Source organism: Haemophilus sp. SZY H8, from assembly GCF_018829755.1.
In the GTDB taxonomy this organism is placed as follows: Bacteria; Pseudomonadota; Gammaproteobacteria; order Enterobacterales; family Pasteurellaceae; genus Haemophilus; species Haemophilus haemolyticus_K.
Window position 1 is genome coordinate 258,786 of the sequence record NZ_JAHKJY010000001.1, and the last position, 11,691, is coordinate 270,476.

The 11,691-nt window shown below is 37.2% G+C and carries 14 protein-coding genes and 1 tRNA gene; 13 read left to right on the forward strand and 2 right to left on the reverse strand.

The genetic code is table 11. The features are described 5' to 3' along the window. Positions 1-7: 7 nt before the first annotated feature. The 12 genes from KKW16_RS01265 (at position 8) to KKW16_RS01320 (ending at position 8,329) form a co-directional block, all read left to right on the forward strand. A complete protein-coding gene (locus KKW16_RS01265) occupies positions 8-1,675 on the forward strand; it encodes a terminase large subunit (protein WP_048953993.1) in 1,668 nt (555 codons plus the stop codon). A 477-nt stretch (positions 1,676-2,152) separates the two neighbouring features. After that, a complete protein-coding gene (locus KKW16_RS01270) occupies positions 2,153-2,542 on the forward strand; it encodes a hypothetical protein (protein ID WP_048953994.1) in 390 nt (129 codons plus the stop codon). Between the two features lies 1 nt (position 2,543). Then, positions 2,544-2,729, forward strand: a complete 186-nt coding sequence (locus tag KKW16_RS01275; protein WP_048953995.1) for a hypothetical protein — start codon at positions 2,544-2,546, stop codon at positions 2,727-2,729. Positions 2,730-2,824: 95 nt separating this feature from the next. Next, on the forward strand, positions 2,825-3,787 hold the full coding sequence (locus KKW16_RS01280) for a hypothetical protein (protein ID WP_048953996.1): 963 nt from the start codon (positions 2,825-2,827) through the stop codon (positions 3,785-3,787). A 173-nt stretch (positions 3,788-3,960) separates the two neighbouring features. Beyond that, complete coding sequence (locus KKW16_RS01285) at positions 3,961-4,164, forward strand: helix-turn-helix transcriptional regulator (protein WP_048953997.1); 204 nt, start codon at positions 3,961-3,963, stop codon at positions 4,162-4,164. Between the two features lie 11 nt (positions 4,165-4,175). Further along, on the forward strand, positions 4,176-4,487 hold the full coding sequence (locus KKW16_RS01290; RefSeq protein WP_048953998.1) for a PM1773 family protein: 312 nt from the start codon (positions 4,176-4,178) through the stop codon (positions 4,485-4,487). Between the two features lie 27 nt (positions 4,488-4,514). Then, a complete protein-coding gene (locus tag KKW16_RS01295) occupies positions 4,515-5,198 on the forward strand; it encodes a host cell division inhibitor Icd-like protein (protein ID WP_226385853.1) in 684 nt (227 codons plus the stop codon). Beyond that, positions 5,191-5,445 (forward strand): hypothetical protein, encoded by a 255-nt coding sequence (locus KKW16_RS01300; RefSeq protein WP_048954000.1) that lies wholly within the window; start codon positions 5,191-5,193, stop codon positions 5,443-5,445. The genes KKW16_RS01295 and KKW16_RS01300 overlap by 8 nt, the downstream gene beginning before the upstream one ends. Continuing rightward, positions 5,435-5,641 carry a hypothetical protein gene (locus KKW16_RS01305; RefSeq protein ID WP_048954001.1) on the forward strand — a complete coding sequence of 69 codons (207 nt, stop codon included), beginning with the start codon at positions 5,435-5,437 and terminating at the stop codon, positions 5,639-5,641. The genes KKW16_RS01300 and KKW16_RS01305 overlap by 11 nt, the downstream gene beginning before the upstream one ends. Further along, positions 5,628-6,131, forward strand: coding sequence for a hypothetical protein (locus tag KKW16_RS01310; protein ID WP_048954002.1), 504 nt, complete (start codon positions 5,628-5,630; stop codon positions 6,129-6,131). Before KKW16_RS01305 ends, KKW16_RS01310 begins: the two co-directional genes overlap by 14 nt. Position 6,132: 1 nt before the next feature. Further along, positions 6,133-6,576 (forward strand): hypothetical protein, encoded by a 444-nt coding sequence (locus KKW16_RS01315; protein ID WP_048954003.1) that lies wholly within the window; start codon positions 6,133-6,135, stop codon positions 6,574-6,576. Further along, the gene (locus tag KKW16_RS01320) at positions 6,560-8,329 is read left to right on the forward strand and encodes a DNA primase family protein (protein ID WP_048954004.1); all 1,770 of its coding nucleotides are present in this window, start codon (positions 6,560-6,562) and stop codon (positions 8,327-8,329) included. Before KKW16_RS01315 ends, KKW16_RS01320 begins: the two co-directional genes overlap by 17 nt. A 171-nt stretch (positions 8,330-8,500) precedes the next feature. Here KKW16_RS01320 and KKW16_RS01325 read toward each other — a convergent pair whose 3' ends face one another. Both KKW16_RS01325 and KKW16_RS01330 read right to left on the reverse strand, forming a co-directional pair. Continuing rightward, a complete protein-coding gene (locus KKW16_RS01325; RefSeq protein ID WP_005633820.1) occupies positions 8,501-9,721 on the reverse strand; it encodes an integrase arm-type DNA-binding domain-containing protein in 1,221 nt (406 codons plus the stop codon). 190 nt (positions 9,722-9,911) lie between these two features. Then, positions 9,912-9,988: transfer RNA gene (locus tag KKW16_RS01330), tRNA-Val, on the reverse strand. Positions 9,989-10,217: 229 nt separating this feature from the next. Between KKW16_RS01330 and pyk the strand changes: the two genes are divergently transcribed. Next, positions 10,218-11,654, forward strand: a complete 1,437-nt coding sequence (pyk, locus tag KKW16_RS01335; protein ID WP_048954005.1) for a pyruvate kinase — start codon at positions 10,218-10,220, stop codon at positions 11,652-11,654. Positions 11,655-11,691: the final 37 nt, after the last annotated feature.

The following is an 11,691-nucleotide window of genomic DNA, read 5'->3' on the forward strand; positions in this document are numbered from 1 at the left end:
GCTAAATATGGCAATCTGGCACGCATACGCAGAGAGAATTCAATCAGGTGAAATAGTGGCTTGTAAGAAGATAAAACAAGCCGTAGCGCGTTATTTTAACGATTTAAACAACCCCGATTATTTCTTTGATCAAAGTGCGGTAGAAAAATTTATCGCTTTCTCGAAACTATGCCCACACGTTAAAGGACACTTACGCGGTGAGCCAATTATTCTTTCAGATTGGCAAGTTTTCCTCTTTGCCAACATTCTGGGCTTTAAACGAAAAGATACAGGATTAAGAAAATATCGCTCTGCTTACGTTCAAGTGGCAAGAAAAAACGCTAAATCAACGGTAGCAGCCGTTTTAGCCAATTGGTTTTTGGTGATGGAAGGCGGCCAACAAGATATATACACGGCAGCCGTGAGCCGAGACCAAGCCCGAATCGTTTTTGATGATGCGCGTCAAATGTGCTTACTTTCGCCTTTACTGAAAAAACGGCTCAATATTCAACAGCACAAACTCATCAACCCTAAGAACAACAGTATCATGCGACCGCTTGCCGCCAAATCTTCAACCATTGAAGGCACAAACCCTAGTTTAGCGATTGTTGATGAATATCACCTACACACAGATAACAGCGTATATAGCGCGTTAGAGCTAGGACAAGGCGCACGCCCAGAAGGTTTGCTCTTTGCCATTACAACGGCTGGCAGTAACGTGATTTCGGCCTGTAAACAGCATTATGATTATTGCGCTCAAATCCTTGAAGGTAACGAACAAAACGACAGCTTGTTCGTATTGATTTTTGAACTAGACGAAGAAAACGAAATCGACAAACAAGAGAACTGGATAAAAGCCAATCCCAATATTGGTAAATCCATTCCTTACCTTGATTTTGAGAACACGATTAAAAAAGCGAGAGGAATTCCTTCCGAATGGGTGGAAATGCTTACCAAGCGATTTAATGTATGGTGCCAAGGCACAACCCCGTGGCTAGGCGAAGGAAACTGGACGCAATGCGAACGGCAGTACACCGAAAGCGATTTACTTCACCAAGATTGCTATTTAGGGCTGGATTTATCTAGCACCAATGACTTAACCAGCCTTTGCTATACCTTTCCACAAGGGAAGAAAGTGCGGTTAGTTACTCGGCATTATATCCCCGAATTTCAACTTAATAACGTAGCAAATAAAAACCGCGCAATGTATCGAAACTGGGTGCGCAGTGGGTGGCTAATAGCAACGGAAGGGGATTGTATCGACTACGACAAAATCAGAGATGATATTCTGAAAGATGCTGAACGTTTCAATATCAAAATGACAGGCTTTGATGTATGGAACGCCACTCACCTACGCACACAATTACAAGCGGCTGGGCTTGAAGTAGAGCCATTCCCGCAAACATACCAACGATTTAGCCCGGTGGCGAAAAGTGCGGAAGTTTTAATAAACAGACTGATGATAGAACACAACGGCGATCCAGTGCTTGCGTGGGCTTTATCAAATGTAGTTATGGAAACAGATGCGAACGCCAATATTAAACCGAACAAGAAGAAAGCCGCAAACAAAATAGACCCAGCAATAGCGTTTCTTATGTCTTTCGGCACTTATCAACTTGAATATGGCGATTTAATTTTTGAGCTTTCAGATGAACACAAACAGGCACTAGAGCAATTTAATGGATTAGATATATGAGATGTAAAGAAGCAAAACAGAACTTACTATTAACCGCGGTAAAACACTATAAAAATCAACCGAACTTTTCACATTTGTTAGTCTATATGATGACGATGAACCTTATCCAATAGAAGAAGTTATTTATGCTTTAAGGTGTAAATGTGATGAAGCAAAACGAGAAATAGACAGCCGACCAAACAGCCCTAATATGGAAGTATTAGAAATAATTTACCATATCGCACACAAAAATCTTGAAGATATGAAGAAGGCCAAAAGTCGAATAGAGCAAAAAGCATAAAAATGAACCCCCGCATCTCACAACGTGGGGGTTTTTATATCAATATATCCATCACTACCATTTTACTAAATTGGCTCACGCCAATATAGCCATTTAATTATACTGCAAAGCAATTAGTGCCGAAATATCCGTAGCTTAACGCATCTAAACTTTGATAAAATAGAGCAAGAAACAAACAGAACGACAAGGGGGAAAGAATGATTAAATCCGTTTTATCCGCATTTGGTTCATTTGTATTTTCTGCTTTAGATTTTTTGTTATTTTTAGCCATATTGCTTTTTGTTGGCTTGTTAGTTTTCATCTTTTGGCCAATATTAAAATGGCCTTTACTGGCTTTTCTAATAGGTGCTATCGCCTTCTTTTGTTATCTAATATACAAGATAAAAGAGAAACCCAAACCGCTAGAACAAGACGAAATATTATCCAGCTGGGCAGAACAGGAATTACAACGCCCTATCATTCAACGGATTTTACAAAAACAAGAGGAAAATAAACCGTTCATTAGCGGAACAATAACGCATATTGGAAATGACGGAAAAGAAACTCGATTAGGCAATATCACTATAAATATAAAAAACAGGGAATAATATGGAAAATAAGGAATATCTACTAAGTTTTTTTGTAATAGACAATAATGGGAATGAAATTGATAGCAACATTATATCCATAGAAGCATTAGATGAAAGAGACGCTAGAACTAAATCTATGATATTTCTACAAAAAAGATATAAAGGAAATCGATGGGAAATAGAATCTATTACATTAGCTGAATAACCAAATAAAGCGCATCTAGGCTGATCCCCGAAAGCAAGAAACCTTATCTTGTTGATGCGCTCCTACCAATAAGGACGAATGCGAAAGGGGCGTTTATGGGATTGTTACCACTAGATTTTTACTCTTTAACTCAAGCTGTTGATTTTATTAATCAAAAAACAAATTCAACAATAAAAGAAAATCTATTGTATTCCTATGCTATGGAAGGAAAGATTAGATTTTTATTGAATATTGAAATAAAAGATAATCAGTTGATTAAGATAGGGCGGAATGATACTGAAGGATTTTTTATTTCTGATGATTCTGAAATTTATTTTAAAGAACGATCCATAGAGTGCGAAGATAAAATCGGTTTACATTTAAAAGATTGCTCATCCTCTCTTAGTATTGTTCATAATAATGAAATAACTCTTGATGGAGATGATTTATACTTATCTTTCAATAAAGCAACAATAACAGAATATAAAGGATATATTATTTTACATCCTGAGTTATTAGATCTATTTTGTAATAAGTCTTTACCACAGGACGGAGTGAAAAATACAAATTATTTATTATTAGATGAATTTAATGTCCAAACACCTTTTGAAGCTGATATTTTCACTTCTTTTAATTTTAGAATGGAATATCCAAAATATAATGAAGATGAAAGGTTATATATAAAACATACTTTCAGAGTTAATTTTAGTGATATAAAAATCAGTTATGATGATTTAATAAAACTATTTCCTTCTGAAAATGCGTGGAGAGAACAAGCGAATTTAAAACAAGAAATAGCCAAATTAAAAACAGAGATACTAGATAAAGAAGCAGAAAATAAGCAGTTAAAGCAGCAGATAAGCGAGCAAAACAGCCCTATTCTATTAGGCGTACACCGCAATGATGATTTATTAAAGATTGCCATTGAAGTTCGCAATAAATACTGGGCGGATTATCCCGAAAATGTAAAATCTAACTTACAAATAAGAGATTACATTATACGAGATTATTGCGTGGCAAAAACCACCGCAGAAGAAATAGAAAAAATCGCTTGCCCTATCAACAGAAAGAAAAATTAGATTTTCCATAACCCATTGATTTTATTATATCCTCCCTATATAGGGGGGATATTTTTTTATAACCCTTCTATATCTCCCCTATATCCTGCTAGTGCTTTAATGCCTCTCGTTCGAACAACTCAACGGAATAAAACATTATTCTGCATATTAACAAATTTAAGAGGCTAATCATTATGAGTACAGCACAAGCTAAACCAAAAAAACTCATTTCTGGCAAAGAAGTTACCGATATTGTTGGCTTTGGTCGCACTAAATTAAATCTGCTAGTCAATGCGAAACAATTCCCACAGCCGATCCGCTTTTCACAAAACTTTGTCCGTTGGGATTTAGAAGAAGTGAATACATGGATTGAAGAACAAAAAGCCTCACGCGCTTAAGGTGGTGGAAAATGAACGAAGCAAGAAAACCAACACAATTCTTAAAAGTGTTACACCGCTTAATTCTCTCCAGTATTAGCGGAATTGATGGTTACGCAATGGGGATGACTTCAGCACGTAATTATATAAGTGAGCTAGAGCGAGAATATTTAAGCGAAAAATTAAAGCGTACACCAGAAAAGACCTCGGATGGAGCTGGTCAATATTACCGTTATGAAGTTGCAAATGCTAAACAATTAAAAGAGGTGATTGCAATTTACAAAGTTAAAGGGGGCGTGCTTTTGTCGGTTGAAGAAAAACGAGCCTATTCACGTTTTGAATAGGAAAGAAAAACGCCGCAAGGTCATCCAATGCGGCGTTTAAACCTTCCAAAGGTAATTTTTATCAATACGTTAAGGTCATTTAAAAATATGGAAATAATCACCATGAATCTAAATCATAAATATTTTAATCAATATGAAATATTTTTCAAGTTGTTTTTGATTGAAGTCGCTTTACAAACCACAGTTAATTTTGGCATCATGAACACGCAATCAGAAAAAGTGATTGCCAGCCGTGGAAAGCTGAACTATTTACATATGGCGAACAATAGCACGCCTTTTAACCGTGCTTTTTTTGTTCGTGACATTCGCACACCTAAAGAATATGCGGATTTTGTTTTCAATCTAAATCCGAGCATTCTCTCAATGGTAGAGCGTAATGAGCAGTCTTTGACTGGCTGTCTTCCATATGTGGCAGTTTTCCACCTTGTTACGTTCTACCGCCCGACCGTGGAAAGTCTAGCGGTAGTTCCTGAAAACAAACATATGGAACTTACGCAAATGCATCAATTCATTTTCGCGCTTATTCGCGCACCTCAAATCAAAATCAGACTTCTTGCCGATAATGAACAACAAGCACGCTCACGTTTTACCGATGGCGACACCTTGTTATTCGTTGGCAAAATTAACCAAAACCCACTCAAAAACAACCGCGCTTTAGCGGTACTTCCTACCCTTTCTGTATCTGCTGAAATGGAGGTGGCACATGGCTAATCAAATTCCTACACATTGCGCTATTCCAATGCCCCAGGTTGGCAAACTTCATAGTTCTATCAGTAAAGCGAAAGCAATTTTGGCATTAATTCGGAACGATGGCGGGGACATGGATTTAGACGGTTTTTTTACAAGCGAAGAAATTATCCAAACCGCCTTGTCTGCGATTAATGATTATTTAGAGCAAGCGGAGCAATCCTCAACAGTAGATTTTTATTTCACGAAAGGGGAAGAAAATGAGAACTAAAAAAATCAAATCATTCAAAGAGCCATACGTACCGACACCAGACCAGTTAGAGAAAGCCTGTAAACGTATTAAACAATTCTTAGCCTTCGCTGAAGATTATTTACATACAGGACACTATAAAGGACTAGCAGCATCAATCGAGCAAATTAAGAAAGCAGCAACAATTAGAAAGGCGGCAAGAAATGAAACCAAATAACCCTATGGAACAGCTAAAACAATGGAAAGCGGCGAGTGATAAAAATTTAGTAAGCAGTGGCGAAAAACGCCACCAGTTACAAAAAGCGCCACCTGTGGCGAAAGGTGCCACTGGTAATGAAGAGCAGAAAACTGAAAAAAGAAAAGGTAAGCTGTTTTTTAATCCATTGGCTTTGAAGTATTCCCAAATTTCACGTCAATTCCAACTAATACAGGATAGCAACAAACGATGTCTTGAAGTTTATCCAGGTGATTTTCATCACAAGATCAAGTTTCGTGATGAAATAGTGGATTTAATGAATAAATTGGCTGGTGGTGGAAATTTGCTTAACGCATTGGCCAAAGACGGCAATCTATCCCGAGAAGATACGGCCAAATTGAAATATTTCAATCAAGCTAATAAATATCTGCTCTATAAGTTTAGCGAGGTGGTGGAACAAATAGGCGCTTTAAACTCTGAACGAGCTGAACAACAAAGGGGGAGTAAGTAAGATGAATATGAATGAAAAATTAGACTACTCAAATTTAAATGCAGTCGAATTGAAAGCGATCGCAATGAGTTATCGAAATATGCTTGAAAATAAAGGTGAAACCTTTCATTCGTCTTTACCTTATTTAAGTGGAGCAATAGAAGTATTAGCTGAGGAATTAGCTGATTGCCCAGCAATGAATATTGATGAATTAAAGATTCTTCATGATGAACTCTTAATGGTCAATAAGCATTTATTACAAATGGCACCGAAACCACCTTCATCTAATCCAGAAGAAATAGTAGCAACTTTAACTAATGATGAGATTATTGATGGATTGCTGAAAAATAGCATAGCGCTCTCTTTAGTTAAAACCTTTAAATACTTTCAAGAGGTGATTGCTGACCGTATCAATGTTATTGAAAACGGAGTGATTAAAGGGGTGAATAATGGCACGATTAATTAATGCACCGCACCTTGCGGATCAAATTCATGAACCTTACTCTGATATTTTTATTCTTGCTGGGCGTAAAGCCTGGCAAGCATGGGATAATGGAAAGGGTGAAGAATGGCTCTTGTTATGTTCTTTAATTCACGGATTAGACAGCACTATAAAACCAGTTATTCTTGCTGAAAAACAATTAGAGAATATCTCTTCTATCCGCATAGTAAAAGAGGATCAACGATCAGTAAAACTTGTTCAATATGGTGAACTAGCACAAGCTGAAATAACGGCTATTTGTCAAAACTTAGCTAAAACCTCTGATGCAATAGATGTCAAACTTCTTGATGCTGCAGCGCAGACTAAAGAAGATTTAAGTGCTTATATTCAACTCTTACGCAATGATAAAGATACTGCAGACTTCGCAGAGAAAATAGTACCGCCAGAGAAATTAAAAGAAAAAGACGGAACGAACAAAAAATCACGAGCCTTTCAAAAGTGGTTAAATTTAGATATGGCACTACAGCGTGGCTGCAGAGAAATCTATGCTTATGATGGTAAAACGTGGAATAAACAAGAAAATGATGATTTGGAAGAGAAAGCAGTTAAATTTCTTGATGAAAATGAATTTAACTACAGCGATTCTACAATTGATCGGTTAATCAAGACATTAAAAGCACAACTACCAAGAATGGGAGAAATGTCTAACGATTTGATAGCTTTTGAGAATGGTGTGTTAAATCGCAATACAATGGAATTTGAATCGCATAATCGGCAAAACTGGCTAACCTCTTGTATTCCTCATAAGTATGATAAACAGGCCACAGATACACCGCACTTTGATAAATGGTTGAGCTTTGTATCTGATGGAAACAAAGAGAAAGCAAGAAATATTCTAGCCGTTTTATATGCGATCTTAACCAATCGTTACAACTGGCAAATGTTCTTTGAAATTACAGGAAAAGGGGGAAGTGGGAAATCTGTGTTTGCCAGTATCGCCACTTTATTGGCTGGTGTAAAAAACACTGCATCAAGTAACTTAGAAAAGTTTGATGATGAACGCGGACTATCTGGACTTGAAAATAAAACGCTGATTTTATGCCCTGAACAATCAAAATATGCTGGAGACGGCAGCGGTTTAAAATCTATCACTGGCGGGGATACTGTAAGGGTGAGATATAATTATCAAGATCCATTTGATGTAAAAATCACGGCCCTAGTTATGCTGATAAATAATAGGCCTTGTTCATTTACAGAGCGTTCTGGTGGAGTTGATCGAAGACGCGTTATTTTTGACTTCAAAAAGATAGTGCCAGAAGATGAACGCGATCCGCATTTTATGGATAAAATCACTCTAGAAGTAGGCGGAATTATTCGCAAGGTGTTTGATTCATTCCCTGATCCAAATGATGCAAAAAAGGCTTTAAAAGCACAAATGGAAAGCCAGGAGGCGTTAGAAGTAAAAAAACTATCTGATCCACTTACAGACTTCTTTGGTTATTTCTACACGACAGAACAAACAGATGGGCTTTTTATTGGTGTTACAAACATGGGATTAGACAAAATAAGAACGCACCTTTACCCAGCATATTTAGCCTATACAAAGGCGATGAATATCGCTGAATTAGGGCTGAACAATTTTGTAATTGGGGTTGAGCAAGCCTTAAAACAGAATGGTAATAAACATGATTTCATGAAGAGACATACCAAAACTGGACGCAGGACAAATATCCATTTTAAGGATTTTGATAGTTTTCGAAATGAAATGCTTAGTTAAAAATAGCGGGTTAAATCCCGCTTTTTTATTGAGTGTTCACCTTTTGGTGAAGACTTGGTGAAGAGTTAAATGGGCAGCCTTCACCACTTAACGCATTGATTTATAAATAAAAAACACTAAAGGTGAAGAGGTGAAGACTAAAACCTATAAAAAACTTTTTTAATATACTAATTATAAATTTAAGTTCATTCCGCAAGATTCACAATAATCACTCCATAACTGCATCACTGGTCGGCGAAGTTCCACATAATCATAACGGTTATATGCTTGGCTTGTTTTATCTCCGACACGATGAGCGAGACAACTTTCGGCAAGACGAAAATCAACAGCCTGATTCTCCAAAAATGTTCTAGCTATCGATCTCAATCCGTGTGAATCTTGAATCCCTTTATAACCTATCTTTCTCAATGCATTAGCTATTAGTTCTTTACTAGCGGAATGATTGGGCTTGCTATAATGAGAAAAAACAAATTTATTATCTCCAGTAAGAGGCTTTAACTCTTCCAAAATTTTTAACATTAAAGAAGAAAGCGGAACAGTATGAGGAAATTGCCCCTGTCTTGTTTTTTTCATTTTGATTGCAGGAATAGTCCATAACTTCTTATCAAAATCAATTTCAGACCATTCAACAGAAACAGCCTCGGCTGGACGAACCATTGAAAGCAATTGCCAAAGGAACAGCATCTTAGTTAAATAATCCCTATTTGAGTTTCTAAAATCGTGTAATAGTTTCGGCAATGCCTCTGGCTTAATTGCGGGATGATTCTTTTGTGGCTCTTTGTGATAAGCATCTGCAGCTTTTATACAAGAATTAAAAGGCATTAATCCTAGCGTTACTGCATAATTCAAAATTTGATTAGATAAATTCAACAGTCGATGCAACGTATCATTAAACCCTTTTTCATATAGAGGTTTAACCGTTTTAATCAGTAAAGGAGAGGTGATATCATCAATAGAATAGTTACCAATCTGATTAAAGATATATTTTTCTAGCCTGGCCCAATTCTTTTCCATAGTTAAAGGCTCAACTTCCCTACTTCTCTTTTCCTTCCAAAGCAACGCGACTTTAAAGAAGGTATTTTCATTCTCTCCTCTAGCGATTCTCTCTTGTTCTTTTTCATGTTCTTGAGGATCGATTTTTTGAGCTATCAGAGAAAGCCATTCTTCACGCTTTTGGCGAGCCAATGAAAGAGTTATAGAGGGATAAGTACCAATAGTAAAAGATGTTCTCTTATTTGTGATTGGGTGGTAATAGTTAAAAATCCACGCCTTAGCTCCTGTTGGTTTTATGCGTAAAAAAAGACCTTTACCATCAGTTAAATTGTATTCCTTAGCCTTTGGTTTAGCCTTATCAACTTCAGTATTTGTGAGAGGTTTAGTAACACGAGGCATCACTTTTCCTTAGTTTTAGTAACAAGCTTTTTAAAGTTTAGCATCTTGTTACTAAACTTGTTACTAAAAACAGCGATTAAAGACAATTAGAGACGATTAGATATGAGGGGTTAAAGTGCTACAAACCCTTGTAAAACCTAGATAAAACAAAACCCCGCGATTAGTTTCGCGGGGTTATGAAAGGGTTAGATGGTGCGACTAGCTGGACTCGAACCAGTGACCCCCACCATGTCAAGGTGGTGCTCTAACCAACTGAGCTATAGTCGCACTGCATAAAGTGCTAAGAATTATAAATATTTTTAATCTGAAAACAAGTATTTTTCTTAAAACCCGAGATAACTGGCAAAAAAGTAAACAGTATTGCCTTAAATAACTGGGCCGTTTTTGATTTCCCCAATTTTTAAGCGTATAATGCGCACCGATTTTTCATCTGGCTAATATATAGCCAAGTAAAAATAGTATCTTTAAAATTTTGTAATTATTGACGGAGTAAATAATGTCTAGAAGACTAAGAAGAACGAAGATTGTATGTACTATGGGCCCATCAACTGACCGTGATAACAATCTTGAAAAAATTATCGCAGCGGGCGCAAACGTAGTTCGTATGAACTTCTCTCACGGTACACCTGATGACCACATTGAACGTGCTGAACGTGTACGTTCTATTGCGAAAAAATTAGGTAAAACTGTGGCAATCTTAGGTGATTTACAAGGTCCTAAAATTCGTGTTTCTACCTTTAAAGATGGTAAGATTTTCTTAAACATTGGTGACAAATTCATTCTTGATGCAGAGTTACCAAAAGGTGAAGGCACACAAGAATCTGTTGGTCTAGACTATAAAACCCTTCCACAAGATGTTGTTCCTGGCGACATTCTTTTATTAGATGATGGCCGTGTTCAATTAAAAGTATTATCAACTGATGGGGCGAAAGTTTTCACTGAAGTCACTGTTGGTGGTCCATTATCAAATAATAAAGGTATCAACAAATTAGGCGGTGGCTTATCTGCTGATGCATTAACAGAAAAAGATAAAGCAGACATTATTACCGCTGCACGCATTGGCGTTGATTTCTTAGCTGTTTCTTTCCCTCGTTCAAGTGCTGACCTAAATTATGCGCGTGAACTTGCACAACAAGCTGGTTTAAATGCAAAAATCGTTGCTAAAGTTGAACGTGCAGAGACAGTATCTACTGATGAAGCGATGGACGATATCATTTTAGCATCTGATGTAATCATGGTTGCTCGTGGTGACTTAGGTGTAGAAATCGGCGATCCTGAATTAGTCGGCGTACAGAAAAAATTAATCCGTCGTTCACGTCAATTAAACCGTGCGGTAATTACAGCGACTCAAATGATGGAGTCAATGATTAGCAACCCAATGCCAACTCGTGCTGAAGTAATGGACGTTGCAAACGCAGTATTAGATGGTACTGATGCTGTTATGCTTTCTGCAGAAACAGCAGCTGGTCAATATCCTTCTGAAACAGTAACCGCAATGGCTGGCGTATGTTTAGGGGCGGAAAAAATGCCAAGCATTAACGTTTCTCGTCACCGTATGGACAAACAATTCGAAAATATTGAAGAATCTGTTGCCATGTCTGCAATGTATGCTGCTAATCACATGAAAGGTGTTGCTGCTATCGTTACATTAACAAGCTCAGGCCGTACACCTTTATTAATGTCTCGTATTAGTTCTGGTTTACCAATCTTTGCATTATCTCGTCATCAAGAAACCTTAAATCTTTGTGCGTTATACCGCGGTGTAACTCCTGTTTCCTATGGTGAAGATAGCCGTACTGAAGCTGGTGCAAAAGCTGCACTACAATCATTAAAAGAAAAAGGTTATTTATCTGCAGGCGATTTAGTGCTTTTAACTCAAGGTGGACAAGGTGCGACAGAAACCAACGTATGTCGTACATTAATTGTTGAATAATCAACAATCTAGATACATTAAAATAAAAGAGCGGTGG

Bases quoted from the DNA above. Each gene is read 5' to 3' on its own strand.
- KKW16_RS01265 (WP_048953993.1), top strand. From the start codon at position 8: ATGGCAATCTGGCACGCATACGCAGAGAGAATTCAATCAGGTGAAATA.
- KKW16_RS01270 (WP_048953994.1), top strand. From the start codon at position 2,153: ATGATTAAATCCGTTTTATCCGCATTTGGTTCATTTGTATTTTCTGCT.
- KKW16_RS01275 (WP_048953995.1), top strand. From the start codon at position 2,544: ATGGAAAATAAGGAATATCTACTAAGTTTTTTTGTAATAGACAATAAT.
- KKW16_RS01280 (WP_048953996.1), top strand. From the start codon at position 2,825: ATGGGATTGTTACCACTAGATTTTTACTCTTTAACTCAAGCTGTTGAT.
- KKW16_RS01285 (WP_048953997.1), top strand. From the start codon at position 3,961: ATGAGTACAGCACAAGCTAAACCAAAAAAACTCATTTCTGGCAAAGAA.
- KKW16_RS01290 (WP_048953998.1), top strand. From the start codon at position 4,176: ATGAACGAAGCAAGAAAACCAACACAATTCTTAAAAGTGTTACACCGC.
- KKW16_RS01295 (WP_226385853.1), top strand. From the start codon at position 4,515: ATGCGGCGTTTAAACCTTCCAAAGGTAATTTTTATCAATACGTTAAGG.
- KKW16_RS01300 (WP_048954000.1), top strand. From the start codon at position 5,191: ATGGCTAATCAAATTCCTACACATTGCGCTATTCCAATGCCCCAGGTT.
- KKW16_RS01305 (WP_048954001.1), top strand. From the start codon at position 5,435: ATGAGAACTAAAAAAATCAAATCATTCAAAGAGCCATACGTACCGACA.
- KKW16_RS01310 (WP_048954002.1), top strand. From the start codon at position 5,628: ATGAAACCAAATAACCCTATGGAACAGCTAAAACAATGGAAAGCGGCG.
- KKW16_RS01315 (WP_048954003.1), top strand. From the start codon at position 6,133: ATGAATATGAATGAAAAATTAGACTACTCAAATTTAAATGCAGTCGAA.
- KKW16_RS01320 (WP_048954004.1), top strand. From the start codon at position 6,560: ATGGCACGATTAATTAATGCACCGCACCTTGCGGATCAAATTCATGAA.
- KKW16_RS01325 (WP_005633820.1), bottom strand. From the start codon at position 9,721: ATGCCTCGTGTTACTAAACCTCTCACAAATACTGAAGTTGATAAGGCT.
- pyk (WP_048954005.1), top strand. From the start codon at position 10,218: ATGTCTAGAAGACTAAGAAGAACGAAGATTGTATGTACTATGGGCCCA.